Below are 17328 nucleotides of genomic sequence, written 5' to 3' on the forward strand. Positions count from 1 at the left end.
CCCGGGGGGTGCGGCCACCGCCGTCCTCGGGTCGGGGTCACGGGGTGCGTCGGGTGAGGCGGTCGTGGCGTTGGCGGGCGGCCTGGGCCGAGCCCAGGCCCAGGCCGAAGGCGATGTCCTGCCAGGTCATGTCGCGTCCCTTGGCCATCTGGAGCAGGCCGAGTTCGAGTTGGTCGAATTCGGCGCGGGCCAGGGGCAGCAGGGTGAGCGCGGCCATCAGGTCCTCGGTGTCGACACCGGGGCGGTCCTCGTCGGGGATGGCGCTGCCGGCGGCCAGGTCGCAGACGCGGCGCAGGGCGTCCAGGGGTGCCATGGGTCGGGAGTGCGTCTCCCAGCGGGCGCGGTCCTCGCCGGTGGCGTGGCGTTCGGTGATGCGGGTCAGGGCCCGATGGGTGCGCCGTTTGCGGGCCTGCTCGGGGTCGGGCGGGGTGAGTCCGGTCGAGGTCATGTCTCCAGCATCGATGGACAACCCGAGGTTGTCAACATAAAATTTTCAACGAAACGTTTAGAAGAGGTGCGCGGTCCGTCCGCGATCGCCCGAGCCCGCCCGGGTGGGCCACCACCGCCGCAAGACCCCCGCCCGTGCCACCGGTGATCGGGATCGTCGTCCGCTCCCTCCCGGGCGCGCGGCGGGTCCCGCCGGGGTGATCGTTAGGGTGCTGGTCAGCGGCGGCCCCCGGGGCCGGCCCATCGCATCGAGGAGGACCATGTCCATCGCCGAGAGGTTGGTCGCCGCGATCGGCGCCGACCAGGTCGTCACCGACCCCGAGATCATGGAGGGGTACGCCCACGACGAGGCCGAGTGGGCCCCCCACGGGCGGCCCGAGGCGGTGGTCCGCCCCCGTGACACCGCCGACGTGGCCGCCGTGGTGTCGCTGTGCGCCGAGCACGGCGTCCCGCTGGTGGGGCGCGGTGCCGGGACCGGCCTGTCCGGAGCGGCCAACGCCGTCGACGGGTGGGTGGTGGTCTCCTTCGAGCGGATGGACCGGGTGCTGAGGGTCGACCCCGTTCAGCAGAGCGCCGTCGTCCAACCCGGGGTGGTCAACGAGGACCTGCGGCGACGGGTCGCCGAGGACGGCCTGTGGTACCCGCCGGACCCGGCCTCGGCCTCCTGGTCGACCATCGGCGGCAACGTCGCCACCAACGCCGGCGGCCTGTGCTGCGTCAAGTACGGGGTCACCCGCGACTACGTGCTGGGCATGGAGGCGGTGGTGGGCCGGGGCCGGGTGGTGCGCCTGGGCCGCAGCACCGCCAAGGGGGTGACCGGCTACGACCTGGCCGGGCTGATGGTGGGCTCGGAGGGCACGTTGGGCCTGATCACCGAGGTGACCCTGCGGATGCGCCCGCTGCGCTCCGGTGTGGAGCACACCGTGATCGGCTACTTCGACTCCCTCACCGACGCCGGGCGGGCGGTCGCGGCGGTGGCCGCGTCGGGGGTGATCCCCTCCGCCCTGGAGCTCATCGACCGGTTCTGCCTCCAGGCCGTCGACGAGTGGAAGAACATGGGTCTGTCCGCGGAGGGCGAGGTGCTGCTGTTGGCGCGCAGCGACCAGCCGGGCGCGGTGGGGGAGCAGGAGGCCGACGCCATCCTGGCCTGCTTCGAGGCCGAGGGCGCCGGCTACGCGGTGCGCTCCACCGACGCCGAGGAGGCCGAGGCCCTGTTCGCCGCGCGCCGGTTGGCCTACCCGGCCCTGGAGCGGCTCGGCCCGTTGCTGACCGAGGACGTGTGCGTGCCCAAGGCGCTGGTCCCGCGCATGTTGGAGCGCATCGAGGAGACGGGGCGCCGCCTCCGGGTCCACATCGCCAACATCGCCCACGCCGGTGACGGCAACCTGCATCCGCTGTTCGTCGTCCCGGCCGGGGACGAGGGGGCGAAGAAGCGGGCCAAGGAGGCGTTCGAGGTCATCGTGGACGAGGCGCTGGCGTTGGGCGGCACGGTCACCGGTGAGCACGGCGTGGGCCTGTTGAAGAGGGGCGGGGCCGCCCGGGAGCTGGGTCCGGACGTGCTGGACATGCACCGCGCGGTCAAGAACGCGCTGGACCCGGCGGGCGTCTTCAACCCCGGCAAGGTCTTCGGGTAGGGGTCGGGGGTGTGCGGGGACGCGAACGTCCCCGCCCACCCCCTGTGGTCGGACCTCCATGGGGCCCTACCGTCTCAGATGTCGAACGGTGCGGCATAGCGGATCGTGCCGGCGGGCGGAACGTCGTCGGGGTCCAACGACAGGACCATGAGGGCCTCGTCGGGGACCTCGATGCCCAGCCCGATCCCGTACCGCGAGGCGCGGTCGAACCCGAAGCGCGGGTAGTAGGTCGGGTGTCCCAGGACGGTGACGCAACGTTCGCCCCGGGCGCGGGCGGCGTCCAGCACGGCGCGGATCGCGGCAGAGCCGGCGCCGGTGCGCCGGTAGCCGGGCAGGACGGCGCAGGGGGCCAGGCACAGGGCCGGGACCTCGCCGATGTGGCAGCGGGTGATGAGCGCGTGTCCGATGACGGTGTCGTCGTCGGTGACGGTGACCATCGACAGGCCGTCGATCCAGGCCGGGTCGGCGCGCAGGGCGTCGACGAGGTCGGCCTCGGCCGGGGTGTCGAAGGCGGCCGTGTTGAGGGCGTGCACGGCGGTGATGTCGGCGTCGGTCTCGACGCGGGTGTTCCACAAGCGGGTGGTGTTCACGGGGAACCCTCCGAGGAGCGGGGGTCCGGTCCGACGGCGGTGGCGCTTCGGGCGCGCGGTGGGTGCGGTCGGACGGGGACCCGGGAGAAGTGGGTGTGGGGGATAGCGCCCGCGATGGTGGTTCGCACCACGGTCATCGACCCCACCTCCCGTTTCGCCCCGTGTTCGTGGGAACGGTCGGGATCCTAACACCGGTGGGTGCGGTCGCGGTATCACTTCGGGCGGCGGGCCCGTTCCTGGGCGGCGGTCGCGGGGTGGGCGCCTGGGCCCGGCTGCGTGATCATGGGTTCTCTGTTGTGGTTCTTCGAGACGGGGGCGGGGGAGTGGTCGAACGGTTGCGGCCGGTGGACCTGGCGCGGGCGGTGGGGGTCTCCACCCAGTCGGTGCGCGACTGCGAGGCCTCGGGGGTGGTGCCGCCGGCGCGGTGGACGGAGTCGGGGCAGCGGCGGTTCGGTCGTCGGCATCTGGCGGCGTTGGTGGCCTATCGGGCGCTGGCGTCGGGCATGGGGGTGGCCGCGGCAGGGGAGGTGATGCGGACGCTGCACACCGCCGGGGTGGATCGGGCCCTGGAGTCGGTGGAGGCGGCCTACGCGCGGGCGTACGAACAGCGTCGGGCGGTGCGGGAGGCGGCTCGGGCGTTGGCGGTGGTGGCCGCGGCCGTCTCCGAGGAGGGGGTGGCCGCCCGTGAGTCCGGGGACCTGCTGGCGGGGGTGCGGGTGCCGCGGGCGGGGTCGGACGCGCTGCGGATCGGTCGGGTGGCGCGGCTGGTGGGGGTGCGTCCCTCGGCGTTGCGGGTGTGGGAGCGGGCCGGGCTGGTGGTGCCGGTGCGCGAGGCGGGCACGGGGTACCGGGTGTACGGGCCCGAGCAGGTGCGCGACGTGCGGGTGGTGCGGGAGTTGCGGCGCAGCGGGTACGGGCTGGAACAGATCGGTCCGGTGATGGAGGAGTTGCGCGGGGAGGGCGGCGGCCGTGGCCCGCTGGAGGCGCTCCATCGCAGGGAGGAGGCCTTGCGGGCGCGGGCGCGCACCCTGACCGAGGGGGTGGCGCGCCTTCAGGAGTACCTGGACCTGCTCGCCCGTCCGGAGGGGCCGGAGCAGGCCTGAGCGTCACCGGCGGCCGTCCGGGGCCGCCGGTGCGACCCGTCCCGCTCGGTCCCGGGCGTCGAGCCGTTCCTCCAGGCGTTGGATCCGCGCCAGGAGGGGTGCCGGCCGGGCGTCGAGCGTGTCGGGCGGGGCACCCGGCCCGGGGCCGGCCTGTGGTGAGTGGACGTACCCGGCCAGGGCGGCGGTGAGCGCGCGTCGGGTGGATCGGGACTCGGCGCCCAGGGAACGCAGGACGTCACCGCCCGCCCCCTCCTCCTCGGCGACCAGGCCGAGTAGCAGGTGTTCGCAGCCCACGTGGTGGTGGCCCAGGGCGGTGGCCTCGCCCAGGGCGGCCTCCAGGGCGCGGGTGGCGGGGACGCTGAAGGAGGGTGGGGCGTTGGGGCCGGGCGGCTCGGCCGCGTCCCGGCCGGTGAGGGCGCGGGTGATGTGGGAGGGGTCGATCTCCATGGCCCGCAGCACCTGGAGGGAGCGGTCGTCGCCCTCCTGTACCAGGGCGGCCGGCAGGTCGGCGGTGGTGATGTGGGCGTCCCGGTCGCGGCGCGCGGCGGCCAGGCGCAGTACGGTGCGGGTGCGGGCGGTGAACAGGGGGAGGGCGTCGAGGTCCTCGGCTCGGATCGGGCCGCGCACGGCCTCGCGGGCGGTGAACAGGCGGCGCACCGCCTGTTCCAGGGCGCGCTGGCACACGGCCGAGACGGGGATCCCGCTCTCGCGCACGGCGTCGGCGAGGTCTTCGGGCAGGTAGACGTTGATCTTCGGTATCGAATCGCCCTTTTATGGGGGTATTCTGTCACCCCGCACTACCCCCACTGGGGTTCGGCCAACCCCCTTGCATCCCCAGTGGGGGTCGTCGTCCGCCGTCGACCGCGCGCCCGTGAGATGCCGCGCGCGGTCCTCGCCGAAGGGGCACCGGCGCCGTTGGGGGCGCCCGCGGTGACCCCAGGCCCGCCACCCGACCACCGTCCGTTCTTCGGGGGCGGGGTGGTCTGTGGCACATTGGCGCCCATGGACGATGAACTCGCCCCGGTGCTGGCCTCGGTCGGACCGCGGCTGCGCGAGCTGCGGCGCGAACGCGGCGTCACCCTGACCCTGCTGTCGGAGGCCACCGGCATCTCGGTGAGCACCCTGTCCCGGTTGGAGTCCGGCGGGCGGCGCCCCACCCTGGAACTGCTGTTGCCGCTGGCCAAGGTGCACGGGGTGCCCTTGGACGAACTGGTCGGCGCCCGAACGGGGGACCCGCGGGTGCGGACCCCGCCCTTCACCCGCGACGGCGTCGAGTACCTGCCGCTGTCGCGCAACCCCGGTGGCATCCAGGCCTTTCGCATCACCATCCCGCCGCCCAAGGGGTACGTCGAGGCCGAGCAGCGCAGCCATGAGGGGCACGACTGGGTCTACGTGCTGGAGGGGCGGCTGCGGTTGTTGCTGGGGCCGCACGACATGGTCCTCACCGCCGGGGAGGTCGCCGAGTTCGACACCCGCATCCCGCACGGTTTCTTCAACCCCGGACCGGGGCCGGTCTCCTACCTGGGCCTGTTCGGTCCGCAAGGGGAACGTGCCCATGTCCGGGTGCGGCCCACCGAGTCCTCTCGCAAGCGGGGGGAGAACGAACGGGAACCGGAAGGGCGGTGACGGTCGTCTCACTGACAAGAGCCGTTGGGTGGAAGGAAGTTCCCCGTGGATATCGTCGTGGAGGCCGTCGTGCTGGGGGCGGTGGTCGTTCTGGCCGTCGCCGTCATCGCCTTCCGTGTCGTGGGGACGGTCCCCGAGCGCAGGCACTGTGAGAGGTTGGCCGCCCGGGCGCGCCGTCAGGGGTGGAGCTACGACCGCGAACGCCCCGAGTTGGTGGACCGGTTCGCGGGGTACCCCTTCGTGGAACGCCGCTCCAACGCCCACGCCCGGCACGTGCTGTGCGCCCAGGTGCGCGGTCGCCGGGTGATGGCCTACGAGTACTCCTACAACACCTCCCACCACGACGGCCGGCGGACCACCACGACCGCGCACGTCCACACCATCGTGGCGGTGGCCCTGCCCGCGCGCTCCCCGATGGTGGAGGTGCGCACCGAGGACACGGGGAGCCCGCATCCGGGGGCCGTGGGGGCGCACGACCTGAAGGTGGGCGATCCCGTTTTCGACGGGAGGTTCCTCATCGCCACCGACGACGCGGACTTCGCCCGCGCGGTGCTGGGCGAGCGGGTCCGGGCCGCGCTGTCCGAACGCGGTGCCGACGTGCCGGTGCCGTTCCGGTTCGCCGGCACCCACCTGTTGTCGTGGGAGGACCGGGAACTGGACCCCGAACGGGTGGTGGGTCGGGCCGACGCCCTCATCGATCTGCTGGAGCGGGTCCCCGACACCGCCTGGCGCGACCGCCACGACACCCTCGGCTGACCCCGCCGGGCACCGGCGCCCCCGGCGTCGAGGCCGCCCCGCACGAACGGATCCGCCCCTCCAGGGGCGGGTCGCGCGCCGTGTGCACGGACGACGAAGGCCCCCGGGCGGGGGCCTTCGTCGTGGCCCGGGGTCGGGCACCGCCCTTGTCGGGTTCGCCCGCCCCGGCCCCTCCTTCGGGTCCGATCCCGCCCGGGGGTCAGAGGGTCTTGCGCTTCCTGCCCAGGTCGCCGAGCCACTGAAGGGGGTTCTTGCGGTTCCGTCGTCCTCCCGGGGAGGTGCGGTCGCCCGGGCCCTTCAAGGGGTCCTTGCCGCTCGCCAGCCTCTTCAGGGGGTTCCGGCTCCCGCCTCCGGGGCCCGTGAGCGGGTTCCCCTTGCCCTTGGGCCCAGCGGTACGGCCTCCCGACAGGGGGTTACCGGGCTTCGAGCGCCCCTTCGTCGAAGGGGACTTCGCCAGGCGTTGTGCCTTCTTCAGAGGGTTCCTCATGTCGATCTCCTCGTCGATGTCGAAGTCCGTGTCCTGCGCGGCACCGCGTCGGGCCCCACCTGACGTCGGTGGCACCGGGATCTCGCGCGACCGGCTCGGAACACGCGTGGTGTTCGGTCTGGAAAACCCGGTCGATGATCACGAATCGAACAATTTTTTCTTGTTCTATGGCCTACTACCCCTGCATGGGGTATTGATGCGTCTTTGTTCGAGTGGGCTCTCCGGAAGGCGCTCGGGGGGTAGCGGACCGGCTTCCGTCGAGGGAGGGTCATCGCAGTTCAAAGGCGCATCGCCGGATCCGTCCGCCCCGCCGCCCCTCACGTGCGCGATCGCGACCGCACGGGATTCCGTCGCCGCTCCGAGGGTCGGCCCCGGGCGGGGGCGGCCCCGACCCCGCCCGGGGCCGCCGGCGGGTCAGGCGGCGGCGCGCGGGCCGCGCGGGTCCACCTCGGGCAGGCCCCGCTCACAGGTGTCGCACTCGGCGCGCCGGCGCACCGCGTAGGCCACCGTGGCCACCGCCAGCGCCACACCCCACACCCCCATGCCCAGGAACACCCACGCGTGCGGGTCCGACGCGGTCAGCATGCCCGCCTGTCCCAGGACGATCTGCACCAGGACGCTGCGACCCATCGCGATCAGCGCGAGCGCCACCAACGTCGCGGGCACCACCGCCAGGGGGATCGGCACCCGGCGTCCCCTCAGCCCCACCGCCCAGAACGGGAAGCGCACGCCCCAGCGCAGGACCAGCCCCGTCATCAGCAGGGTGCCCGCCGCACCCGCCGCACCCAGGCCCACCCCGATGAACAGGGTCCCGGGGGTGGCCGCGAACTCCTCGGAGAAGTCCGCCCCCATCCCCGGCGTGATGCCCAGCAGCCACGGGAACCGCAGCGCGGGGTAGGCCAGCGAACTCAGGCAGGCGATGAGGACCGCGACGCGGCCCACCCTCAGGGCCCGCGCCCGCACCGTGCGCTCCACCTGCGGCGTCCAGTCACGTGCGCGACCGCAGTCCGGGCAGGCGGCGCTCGCGGCCCGTCGGGCCGCCAGTCCCGCCACCGCCCACAGCGCCGCTCCCACCGTGAAGAACATCAGGGTCAGGGTCTCGGGCTTCAGGACCTGCTCCATCCACAGCCCGGCCAGGCCGGGCACGAACCACGCGGCCACCGGCATGATCATCGTGTAGCCGAACAGCGCCAGCAGACTTCCGGTGAGGAAGAACGCCACGATGGCCGCCGACAGACCCCAAGCGGTGTACGCCACCGCCGGGCCGCCCCGGCCCGGGCGCGTCATCACCACCGCGCACACCGTGCCCACCAGCCCCAGGGCGAGGGTGAGCCACGCGGCCCAGGTCGGCCCCCAGGTTCCGAACAGGGACCCGAATCCGTCCCCCTCGGGGACGCCCGACGGCAGGAGGCCGAAGATCCATCCCGGGCCCAGGGCCAGGGCGAGGGCCGACCAGGCCAGCACGGCCCAGGTCGTCGGTGCGGGCCGCACGGCGGCGGCGGGGGGTGGTACGGGGGATGTTCGGGTGTTCATGGCGGGCTCCTCCAGGGCTCTCGTTCCTGCTCCCTTGAGCCTGTCGGCACGGCCCCGCCCGGTCCTCACCCCCGCAGGGGAACCGCCTCCCCCGTTCGGGGGACCCGCGCACGCCGACGTCCCCCGCGCGTGGAGTACGCCCTGACCGATCGGGACGCACCCCGCTCGAACCCCTCACCGCGCTGGACCGGTGGGCCGCCGAGCACCGCCAGGACATCCGGGACGCCCGCCAACGCCACGATCGCGCTCCCCGACCCACGGCCCGCCGGCGCCCCCCGCGTCGCGACCGACTCAGTCGCGCCGGGCCCGTCCGCCGTGGCGGGCCGCGTCGCGCTCGCGCGCCGCCGTCAGCAGTTCGCGCACCCGGGCCGAGGTCGCCTCGCCCGGGCAGACCACCGCCACCCACCCCTGGGCGGCGTAGACCGGATGGCCGATGATCCGGTCCGCCGCGGCGGGGTCCACCTCGGCGGCGTGCTCGGGGTGCGCGGCGGGAGGGTGGCCCACCAGTTCCTCGAACAGGCGCCGCCCCACCGCGATGTTGACCCGGAACACCCCGGGCCGGTCCAGTTCCGAGGCGGTGTCGAAACCGGGGTGGTCCTTGACCACGATCGTCGCGAACGGCATGCGCCGCCGCTCGTAGGCGTCCCCGTCGGGGTCGTGGAAGAAGAACACGTCCCCCCACGCCGCCTCCGGGGCCCCGTTCTCGGGTCCGGCCCGCAACACGCCCACCTGCGGCAGCGCCGTCGTGAATCCGATGATCTCGTCCAGGGTCATCCCAAGACCTCTCAGGGTCGGTTCCCGGGCCCCGGTCGGTGGCCCGTACCTTCCATCGTGGCCTTGAACTCCTTTCTGAACCCTGGCTCCGCGTACGCCCCCCAGAGCGGGAGAAGGGAGGGGAGAACCTTCAAAACGGGTCACGGGGCGGGTCGCCGGTGGCCTCGGGTCAGCGCCCACTCCGGGAGCGCCTCCACACGGGCGGCCCACTCCGGGTCCACCGCGCCGACCACGCCCGCGCCCAGCACACCGCCCACGATCGCGCCGACGGTGTCCATGTCCCCGCCCGGGGCGACCGCCGCCCACAGCGCCGACGCCAGCGTCCCCCGCAGGTGCTTGGCCACCACCCACAACGCGAACGGCACCGTGTCCAGGGCCCGCACCCGCGACCCGTTGCCCAACTCCCGGGCCGCCCCCACCGGGTCGGAGACGATCAACAGGGAGCGGGCGACGCGCACCCCCTCCCTCAACGTTCCCGGGGGCAGCGTCGCGGCGACCCGGTCCAGGAACGGGCCCGGCGCCACCGCCTCACCTCGCCCCACCAGCGCGGTGGCCACGGCGACCGCCACGGCGCCGTCCACCGCCTCGGGGTGGGTGTGGGTCACCCGCGCGCTCACCGCCGCCTGCTCGGCGACCGCCTCCACGTCATCGGCCAGGTGGGCGCCCAGCGGTGCCACCCGCATGGCCGCGCCGTTGCCCCAGGACCCCGACCCGTCGAAGAGGCCGGACGCCAAGGGCCGGTGGTCGGCGCCCTCGCGCACCAGGCGCAGCAGTCGTCCCGTGGCCGGCCCGTACCCGCGGTCGAAGTCGTGGCGGGCGGCGAAGGAGACCGCCAACCGGTCCGGGTCGACCCTCCCGGACCGGGTCACCTCCAGGTACACCGACGCCGCCATCTCGGTGTCGTCGGTCCACTCCCACACGCCGGGCGGGAGTTCGCGCCCGCGGTGGAAGCGGCGGTTGTCGGGGACGAAGAACTGCGAGCCGAAGGCATCGCCCACGGCCAGGGCGGACAGGCTGGACAGGGCGCGGCGGGCGCGCTCGGAGGTGGTGGTCGTGTTCATCTCCCCTCATCCTCCCCGGCGCCCGGGGCCGCGTCCACGCCCCTTCGTCCCCGGACCGAGGGGCCGGGCGGGTGTGACCGACCTCCCACCGGCGGCGCGCGGTATCGCGCGCACCACGCCCCACCCGGTCTTTCCCGAGCGGTCGGCATCCATCACTCCTCTCCGACCTGCGGCGACAGCACAACGAAACATTCCCGACACCGTCGCCCAACGCGCGGGTAACACCCCGGCGGTTGCCTGAAACCACCCGCCACCCCGCACCGGGAGGAGCCCACCACCCCATGGAAGAACTCGTCGTCATCGGCAACGGCATGGTCGGTCACCGACTCGTCGAGGCCCTGCGCGACCGCGACGGAGCGGGCCACTGGCACATCACCGTCGTGGGCGAGGAACCTCGCACCGCCTACGACCGTGTCGCCCTGTCCTCCTACTTCGACGGCGCCACCGCCGACGACCTGTCCCTGGGCGACCTGTCCGGACCGGCCGTCGACGTCCACGTCGACGAACGCGCCACCGCCATCGACCGCGCCACCCGGACCGTCACCACCTCCACCGGCCGCACCCTCACCTACGACCGGCTGGTCCTGGCCACCGGTTCCTCCCCCTTCGTGCCGCCGGTGCCCGGCCGCGACCTGCCCGGCTGCCACGTCTACCGCACCATCGAGGACCTGGACGCCATCACCGCCGACGCCCGCACCGCCCGCACGGGTGTGGTCATCGGCGGCGGCCTGCTGGGGTTGGAGGCCGCCAACGCCCTGCGCCTGTTGGGGCTGGAGGCCCACGTCGTCGAACTCGCCCCGCACCTGATGCCCGCCCAGATCGACGAGGGCGCCGGCGCCCTGCTCGCGGGACTGGTCTCGGACCTGGGCGTGCGCATCCACACCGGCACCGCCTCCACCGCGGTCGAGGCCGGCCCCGACGGCCGCGTCGCCCGTCTGCGCCTGGCCGACGGCTCCCACCTGGACACCGACCTGGTCCTCTTCTCCGTGGGCATCCGCCCCCGCGACGAACTCGCCCGCGACGCCGGCCTGGCCGTGGGTGAGCGCGGCGGCATCGTCATCGACGACACCTGCACCACCGACGACGCCCACGTCCACGCCATCGGCGAGGCCGCCTGCCACCGGGGCACCGTCTACGGGCTCATCGCCCCCGGCAACGCCATGGCCGAGGTCCTGGCCGACCGTCTCGTCGGCGGTGGGGCCGCCTTCACCGGCGCCGACACCTCCACCAAGCTCAAGCTCATGGGCGTGGACGTGGCCAGTTTCGGTGACGCGCACGGCCGCACCGAGAACTGTCTGGACGTCGTCGTCAACGACGCCGCCACCGGCCGCTACGCCAAACTCGTCCTCTCCGACGACGCCACCACCCTTCTGGGCGGCGTCCTGGTCGGCGACGCCACCGCCTACGCCACCCTGCGGCCCATGGTCGGCTCGCCCCTGCCCGGCGACCCGCTCGCCCTCATCACCCCCCAGGGCGGCGAACCCCTGGGCGCCGACGCCCTGCCCGACAGCGCGCAGATCTGCTCCTGCAACGCCGTCACCAAGGGCGCCATCACGCAGGCGATCTGCGACGGCTCCCACGACGTGCCCGCCCTGAAGGCCTGCACCCGGGCCGGCACCAGTTGCGGTTCCTGTGTGCCCATGCTCAAGAACCTGCTGGACAAGGCCGGCATCGTCCAGTCCAAGGCGCTGTGCGAGCACTTCGCCCATTCCCGGGCCGAACTGCTGGAGATCGTCCGCGCCACCGGCATCACCACCTTCTCGGCCCTCATCGCCGGCCACGGCACCGGCGCCGGCTGCGACATCTGCAAGCCCGCCGTCGCCTCCGTGCTGGCCTCCCTGGGCAACGGCCACATCCTGGAGGGCGAGCAGGCCACCCTCCAGGACACCAACGACCGCCATTTGGCCAACATGCAGCGCAACGGCACCTACTCGGTGGTCCCGCGCATCCCGGGCGGGGAGATCACCCCCGACAAGCTCATCGTCATCGGTGAGGTCGCCCGCGACTTCGGCCTGTACACCAAGATCACCGGCGGTCAGCGCATCGACCTGTTCGGCGCCCGCCTCGAACAACTGCCCGCCATCTGGACCCGCCTGGTCGACGCCGGGTTCGAGTCCGGGCACGCCTACGGCAAGTCCCTGCGCACCGTCAAGTCGTGCGTGGGCACCACCTGGTGCCGCTACGGCGTCCAGGACTCGGTCGGGTTGGCCATCCGTCTGGAGGAGCGTTACCGGGGTCTGCGCTCACCCCACAAGCTCAAGTCCGCCGTCTCCGGGTGCGCCCGCGAGTGCGCCGAGGCCCGCAGCAAGGACTTCGGCATCATCGCCACCGACCAGGGCTGGAACCTGTACGTGGGCGGCAACGGCGGCTTCACCCCCCGCCACGCCGACCTGCTCGCCTCCGACCTGGACGAGGCCACCCTCATCCGCTACATCGACCGGTTCCTGATGTTCTACATCCGCACCGCCGACCGTCTCCAGCGCACCGCCCCCTGGATCGAGGCCATGGAGGGGGGCCTGGATCACCTGCGCGAGGTCGTGGTGGAGGACTCCCTGGGCATCGGCGCCGAACTGGAGGAGGCCATGGAACGCCACGTCGCCTCCTACACCGACGAGTGGGCCGCGGTTTTGGCCGACCCCGACAAGCTCTCCCGGTTCCAGTCCTTCGCCAACGCCCCCGACACCCCCGACCCGACCGTCGCCTTCACCACCACCCGCGACCAGCCCGTCCCCACCGAACCCGTCCGGCTCGGCATGCCGGCCCTGCGCACCCGGGAGAGTGCACGATGACCACCTTCGCCACCGAGGCCGCCGCCACCCGGATCGACGCCTGCCCCAGCGCGAGACTGCGCCCCGACGACGGTGTGGCCGTCCTGCTGCCCGACGGGCGTCAGGCCGCGCTGTTCCGCACCCGGGGCGGAGAGCTGTACGCCGTCGACAACATCGACCCCTACACCGGGGCGGCCGTCCTGTCGCGCGGTATCGTGGGGGACCGCGCCGGCGAACCGACCATCGCCTCGCCGCTGCTCAAGAACGTCTTCTCGTTGCGCACCGGGCGCAGCCTGGAGGACCCCGACATCCGACTGACCACGTGGCGGGTCGACGATGACGGCACCACGGTGCGCATCGACACCCGTGTGGAGGACGCACCGTGAACGCCGCCTCGACGACCACGTCGGCGGCCCGCGCCGCCGGCCCGCCCACCATCGCGCCCCTGGCCGGGTTCACCGTCGCGGTCACCGCCGCCCGCCGCGCCGACGAGTTGTCGGCCCTGTTGCGCCGTAAGGGCGCCCAGGTCATCGCCGCCCCGGCGCTGCGCATCGTCCCGTTGAGCGACGACCAGCGTCTGGCGGCGGTCTCCGAGGAGCTCGTGCGCCGTCCCGCCGACGTCGTCATCGCCACCACCGGCATCGGCTTTCGCGGCTGGGTGGAGGCCTGTGAGACCTGGGGGACCGTCGAGGGTCTGCTCGGCTCCCTGCGCACCTCACGGCTGCTGGCGCGCGGCCCCAAGGCCAAGGGGGCCATCCGCGCCGCCGGGCTCACCGAGGAGTGGTCGCCTCCCTCGGAGTCCTCCGCCGAGGTCCTGGACTACCTCCTCGAACGCGGCGTCCAGGGGCTGCGGGTCGCCATCCAGCTCCACGGTGAGCCCCTGCCCGACTTCACCGCGGCCCTGCGTCTGGCCGGCGCGGAGGTCGTGGAGATCCCCGTCTACCGGTGGACCCAGCCCGAGCAGACCGCGCCCCTGGACCGCCTCATCGAGGCCATCGTGGGCGGGGGGGTGGACGCCGTCACCTTCACCAGCGCCCCGGCCGCCGCCGGGCTCCTGCTGCGCGCGCGCACCATCGGCCACGCCGACGCCCTCGTGCAGGCCCTGCGCCGCGACGTGCTGGCCATGTGCGTGGGTCCGGTCACCGCCCGCCCGCTCATGGCCCACGACGTTCCCACGGTGTGGCCCGAACGCGCACGCATCGGCTCCCAGGTCCGCACGCTCGCCGAGGAGCTGCCCGCCCGTTTCCCCACCCTGTCGGTGGCCGGGCACCGGCTGCGGCTGCGCGGCCACGCCGTCCTGGTCGACGGCACCGTCCACACCCTCTCGCCCACCCTCATGCGGCTGATGCGCGCCCTGGCCCGGCGCCCCGGCCAGGTCATGGACCGCACCCGTCTGCTGACCTGTCTGGGCGAGGACGCCGACGCCCACGCGGTGGAGACCGCCGTGGCGCGGCTGCGCACCGCCCTGGGCGACGCCAAGATCATCCAGACGGTCGTCAAACGCGGTTACCGGTTGGCCCTGGACACCTTCGAATGCGAGTGAGGGACGTGAACAGACACCCCACCCTGTTGCTGGCGGTGCACGGCACCCGTGACCCGCGCGGTACCGCCGTCGCCCATTCCCTGGCGCTGCGGGTGGCCGAACTGGCGCGGGTCCCCACCCGGTTGGCCTTCGCCGACGTGCTCGCCCCCACGGTCGGCGAGGTCGCCGCCGACAGCCCCGGGCCGCTGGTGGTGGTCCCGGCGTTCCTGGCCGCCGGTTACCACGTGCGCGCCGACATTCCCGAGCAGCTCGCCCGCGCCGGGCGCGCCGACGCCGTCATCACCCCCGCCCTGGGCGATCACCCCGCGGTGCGGGACGTGGCCGTGCGCCGTCTGCGCCGCGCCGGGTACCGGCCCGGCGACGCCGTGGTGCTGGGCTGCGCGGGGACCTCGGACACGCGCGCCATGGGCGACCTGGAGCGCGCCGCCGACGCCTTGGCGGCCCGTCTGGGCGCCCCGGTCCACCTCGGGTTCGTCGCGACGTGCGGCCCCACCGTCGCCGAACGTGTCACCGAGTTGCGGGCGCGGGGGCACCGGCGGGTGGCGGTGGCGTCGTGGTTGTTGGCGCCGGGCCTGTTCCAGCGGCGTCTGGCCGACTGCGGCGCCGATGTGGTCGCCGATCCCCTGTGCCCGGACGCGGCCGTCGCCCACGCGGTGGCCGCCCGCTACCACGGGGCGGCGATCCCCCAGCCGGCCTGAGTCGGGCCGGGGGTGGCCGGAAGCGGCAACCGGGTGCGGGCGGCCCGCCGGCGGGGAAGACATCCCGGTGGACCCGCCCCGTGCCCGAGAGGCAGATCATGGTCACCCTCCCTCACACCCCCGACGACATCCGTGCCCCCGCCCGGGACCGCGCCATGGGCGCTTTGAGCGGCGCGGCCGCCGCCACCGCGCTGGTGGGCGCCGGCCCCGATCTGCTCACCCGGTTCCTGGCCCCGGAGCCCTCCCCCGTGGCCCGCGCGGCCCACCTGACCCGCACCGCCCTCGAAGGCACCGGTGAGCCGTCCGCCGATCCCCTCGAACGCGCCTGGGTCGAGGTGCTGCGCACGCTGGTCCGGACCGGGGCGGCCCCCGGCCGGGCGGACGCCCTCGAACACGCGCCCTCCGAGGACCCTCTCGGCGTCTCCTGGCGGGCTCTGGCCCGTACCCCGGTGCCCGACCACCGGCCCCACCTGGGGTCCTTCGCCTGCACCCACCTCGTGGACACCGTCTGGGCCGCCTACACCACCGCCGGCGACCTGGCGGCCGTGTACGCCGGGGCCCTGGCCGGCGCCCGCTGGGGGCTGTCGGCGATCCCCCTCCAGGCTCTGCGGGTCCTGTCGGAGACGGTCGACCCCCACGTCCTGGTCACCGACGCCCTCACCCGCGCCGACGGTGCCCGCCCCGACCGCTGGCCCCGGGCGTCGGTCCTGGTCGGTGAACCGCGACGGCTGCCGCCCTTCGCCGTCCCCCATCCCTTGGACCCTCAGGTCCTGTTGGGCAACATCGACCACCTGCGCGCCCACCCCGACAGCGTCGACGCCGTGGTGTCGCTGTGCCGCACCCACCCCAGCGACGCCCCTCACCTGGCGCCCGTGGACTGGATCCGGGTGTGGTTGCACGACAGCCCCGAGGTCAACACCAACCTGCACTTCACCCTCGACGAGGCCGCCGCCGCGGTCGCCGCCCTGCGCGCCGAGGGCAAACGGGTCCTGCTGCACTGCTGGGCCGGGGCCTCGCGTACCCCGGCCGTGGCCGCGCGCTACGCCGCCGCCGGGCTGGGCGCGCCGGTCCTGCCCGCGCTGACCCTGCTGATCCGTACCGTCGGCGGTCATCTGGACAACCCCTCCCTGGCCCGGGCCGTCGCCCGCCTCAGCGGACACGATCTGCCCGATCCGGCCCGGTCCCTGTTCCCCGAGGGGGTTCCGCCGCGCCGCGCCGACCTGCCCGATCCGCGCACCACCGGTTAGAGGGCGGGTATCGGTCCATCGCTCAGGGACGGTGAGAAGTTCCACAAACCCCCGCTTTCCGGTACCGTGACCCCAGCGTTACCCCTTAGGCTCTGCGCTCAGACCCCGCGTGATGCCACACGGCGGTCCCTCCGACCCCGCACCGGGCCCCTGTACGGCCCGGACGACCGGGGTCGCGTACCCGGCGCACCCCCCGCCCTCCGGATGGGCGATGCCGTGCGCGGGTCGCCGAGCGGCCCGCCCTGCCCTGTTCCCGTTCAAAGGACTTCGACGTGGGCGAACACCAGCCCCAGACCCCACCGGTCGACGAAGGGGCCACCCTTCCCGGCCCCGGGCCCGCACCCGCGGGCCCGCGCGTGGCCGCCAAGCGCGCACGCCGCAAGCGCACCCTCATCCTGGCCGGCGCCGCCGGTCTGGCCCTGATCGTGGGCGGCACCGCCACCGCCGCCGTCATCACCTCCGGCGCGGGACCCGACTCGGCCGGCAACGCCATCGTGGTCCCCGAGGCCGACCCCGATCCGCTCGTCCCGCAGGAGGAGGGCTCCGCCGGTCCCGACGCCGAGGCCGCCCAGGGGGCCGAGACCGCCGTCGCCGGGGCCACCCAGACCACCAGCGTCGACGCCTCCGACGTCTTGGAGGAGCCCGAGCCGGAACCGGAGCCGGAGTCCTCCTCCGGAGGCGGGACCTCCGGCGGTGGCGGCGGTGAGCCCACCGGTGAGGGCGGTACCTGCGAGGCCTCCTACTACGGGGCCGACTTCGCCGGTCGCACCACCGCCAACGGGGAGACCTTCGACCCCAACGCGATGACCGCCGCCCACAAGACCCTGCCCTTCGACACCATGGTCCAGGTCACCAACCCCGACAACGGCAAGTCGGTGACCGTGCGCATCAACGACCGCGGTCCCTTCATCGCCGGACGCTGCCTGGACCTGTCCACGGTCGCGTTCGACCAGATCATCGGCACCGGGGCCGGCGTCGGCCAGGTGCGGTGGCAGGTCGTGTCGTAGCCGCCCGCGACCCCGTGCGGCGCCCCGTCCTCCCCTGGGGAGGGCGGGGCGTCG

At 74.1% G+C, this 17328-nt stretch carries 17 protein-coding genes; 10 read left to right on the forward strand and 7 right to left on the reverse strand.

Going from position 1 to position 17328, the window contains the following annotated elements:
- Positions 1–37: 37 nt before the first annotated feature.
- Positions 38–448 (reverse strand): DNA-binding protein, encoded by a 411-nt coding sequence (locus tag RM479_RS26275; protein WP_311514375.1) that lies wholly within the window; start codon positions 446–448, stop codon positions 38–40.
- Between the two features lie 259 nt (positions 449–707).
- Here RM479_RS26275 and RM479_RS26280 point away from each other — a divergent pair, with 259 nt between their 5' ends.
- The gene (locus RM479_RS26280; RefSeq protein ID WP_311514376.1) at positions 708–2081 is read left to right on the forward strand and encodes an FAD-binding oxidoreductase; all 1374 of its coding nucleotides are present in this window, start codon (positions 708–710) and stop codon (positions 2079–2081) included.
- Positions 2082–2155: 74 nt separating this feature from the next.
- Here the strand turns inward: RM479_RS26280 and RM479_RS26285 are convergent, their stop codons facing one another.
- Positions 2156–2671 (reverse strand): GNAT family N-acetyltransferase, encoded by a 516-nt coding sequence (locus RM479_RS26285; RefSeq protein WP_311514377.1) that lies wholly within the window; start codon positions 2669–2671, stop codon positions 2156–2158.
- A 323-nt stretch (positions 2672–2994) separates the two neighbouring features.
- Between RM479_RS26285 and RM479_RS26290 the strand changes: the two genes are divergently transcribed.
- The gene (locus tag RM479_RS26290) at positions 2995–3774 is read left to right on the forward strand and encodes a MerR family transcriptional regulator (protein WP_311514378.1); all 780 of its coding nucleotides are present in this window, start codon (positions 2995–2997) and stop codon (positions 3772–3774) included.
- A gap of 3 nt (positions 3775–3777) precedes the next feature.
- Here the strand turns inward: RM479_RS26290 and RM479_RS26295 are convergent, their stop codons facing one another.
- Complete coding sequence (locus RM479_RS26295; RefSeq protein WP_397223225.1) at positions 3778–4488, reverse strand: Clp protease N-terminal domain-containing protein; 711 nt, start codon at positions 4486–4488, stop codon at positions 3778–3780.
- A 288-nt stretch (positions 4489–4776) separates the two neighbouring features.
- Between RM479_RS26295 and RM479_RS26300 the strand changes: the two genes are divergently transcribed.
- Positions 4777–5400, forward strand: a complete 624-nt coding sequence (locus RM479_RS26300; RefSeq protein WP_311514379.1) for a helix-turn-helix domain-containing protein — start codon at positions 4777–4779, stop codon at positions 5398–5400.
- Between the two features lie 45 nt (positions 5401–5445).
- Positions 5446–6156: a hypothetical protein gene (locus RM479_RS26305; RefSeq protein ID WP_311514380.1), complete on the forward strand. Its 711-nt coding sequence runs from the start codon at positions 5446–5448 to the stop codon at positions 6154–6156.
- 199 nt (positions 6157–6355) lie between these two features.
- On the opposite strand, the gene RM479_RS26310 is transcribed toward RM479_RS26305, so the two are convergent.
- The 4 genes from RM479_RS26310 to RM479_RS26325 form a co-directional block, all read right to left on the reverse strand.
- The gene (locus tag RM479_RS26310) at positions 6356–6643 is read right to left on the reverse strand and encodes a hypothetical protein (protein ID WP_311514381.1); all 288 of its coding nucleotides are present in this window, start codon (positions 6641–6643) and stop codon (positions 6356–6358) included.
- A gap of 414 nt (positions 6644–7057) precedes the next feature.
- A complete protein-coding gene (locus RM479_RS26315; RefSeq protein ID WP_311514382.1) occupies positions 7058–8176 on the reverse strand; it encodes a hypothetical protein in 1119 nt (372 codons plus the stop codon).
- A 291-nt stretch (positions 8177–8467) separates the two neighbouring features.
- Positions 8468–8950, reverse strand: a complete 483-nt coding sequence (locus tag RM479_RS26320) for a DUF6194 family protein (RefSeq protein WP_311514383.1) — start codon at positions 8948–8950, stop codon at positions 8468–8470.
- A gap of 140 nt (positions 8951–9090) precedes the next feature.
- Positions 9091–10011: an ADP-ribosylglycohydrolase family protein gene (locus RM479_RS26325; RefSeq protein WP_311514384.1), complete on the reverse strand. Its 921-nt coding sequence runs from the start codon at positions 10009–10011 to the stop codon at positions 9091–9093.
- A gap of 281 nt (positions 10012–10292) precedes the next feature.
- Between RM479_RS26325 and nirB the strand changes: the two genes are divergently transcribed.
- The 6 genes from nirB (at position 10293) to RM479_RS26355 (ending at position 17274) form a co-directional block, all read left to right on the forward strand.
- Entirely contained in the window at positions 10293–12800 is a 2508-nt protein-coding gene (gene nirB, locus RM479_RS26330; protein WP_311514385.1) for a nitrite reductase large subunit NirB, read from the forward strand.
- The gene (nirD, locus tag RM479_RS26335) at positions 12797–13165 is read left to right on the forward strand and encodes a nitrite reductase small subunit NirD (protein ID WP_311514386.1); all 369 of its coding nucleotides are present in this window, start codon (positions 12797–12799) and stop codon (positions 13163–13165) included. The genes nirB and nirD overlap by 4 nt, the downstream gene beginning before the upstream one ends.
- Complete coding sequence (locus RM479_RS26340; protein WP_311514387.1) at positions 13162–14322, forward strand: uroporphyrinogen-III synthase; 1161 nt, start codon at positions 13162–13164, stop codon at positions 14320–14322. Before nirD ends, RM479_RS26340 begins: the two co-directional genes overlap by 4 nt.
- A 5-nt stretch (positions 14323–14327) precedes the next feature.
- Positions 14328–15020, forward strand: a complete 693-nt coding sequence (locus RM479_RS26345) for a sirohydrochlorin chelatase (RefSeq protein ID WP_311514388.1) — start codon at positions 14328–14330, stop codon at positions 15018–15020.
- 98 nt (positions 15021–15118) lie between these two features.
- A complete protein-coding gene (locus RM479_RS26350) occupies positions 15119–16267 on the forward strand; it encodes a dual specificity protein phosphatase family protein (RefSeq protein ID WP_311514389.1) in 1149 nt (382 codons plus the stop codon).
- Positions 16268–16539: 272 nt separating this feature from the next.
- Positions 16540–17274 (forward strand): septal ring lytic transglycosylase RlpA family protein, encoded by a 735-nt coding sequence (locus RM479_RS26355; protein WP_311514390.1) that lies wholly within the window; start codon positions 16540–16542, stop codon positions 17272–17274.
- Positions 17275–17328 lie beyond the last annotated feature (54 nt).

The organism is Nocardiopsis lambiniae (assembly GCF_031845465.1).
In the GTDB taxonomy this organism is placed as follows: Bacteria; Actinomycetota; Actinomycetes; order Streptosporangiales; family Streptosporangiaceae; genus Nocardiopsis; species Nocardiopsis lambiniae.

Excerpts from the sequence above, each read along its gene's own strand:
- RM479_RS26315 (WP_311514382.1), bottom strand. The coding sequence starts at position 8,176 with ATGAACACCCGAACATCCCCCGTACCACCCCCCGCCGCCGCCGTGCGG.
- RM479_RS26310 (WP_311514381.1), bottom strand. The coding sequence starts at position 6,643 with ATGAGGAACCCTCTGAAGAAGGCACAACGCCTGGCGAAGTCCCCTTCG.
- RM479_RS26325 (WP_311514384.1), bottom strand. The coding sequence starts at position 10,011 with ATGAACACGACCACCACCTCCGAGCGCGCCCGCCGCGCCCTGTCCAGC.
- RM479_RS26275 (WP_311514375.1), bottom strand. The coding sequence starts at position 448 with ATGACCTCGACCGGACTCACCCCGCCCGACCCCGAGCAGGCCCGCAAA.
- nirB (WP_311514385.1), top strand. The coding sequence starts at position 10,293 with ATGGAAGAACTCGTCGTCATCGGCAACGGCATGGTCGGTCACCGACTC.
- nirD (WP_311514386.1), top strand. The coding sequence starts at position 12,797 with ATGACCACCTTCGCCACCGAGGCCGCCGCCACCCGGATCGACGCCTGC.
- RM479_RS26300 (WP_311514379.1), top strand. The coding sequence starts at position 4,777 with ATGGACGATGAACTCGCCCCGGTGCTGGCCTCGGTCGGACCGCGGCTG.
- RM479_RS26320 (WP_311514383.1), bottom strand. The coding sequence starts at position 8,950 with ATGACCCTGGACGAGATCATCGGATTCACGACGGCGCTGCCGCAGGTG.
- RM479_RS26280 (WP_311514376.1), top strand. The coding sequence starts at position 708 with ATGTCCATCGCCGAGAGGTTGGTCGCCGCGATCGGCGCCGACCAGGTC.
- RM479_RS26350 (WP_311514389.1), top strand. The coding sequence starts at position 15,119 with ATGGTCACCCTCCCTCACACCCCCGACGACATCCGTGCCCCCGCCCGG.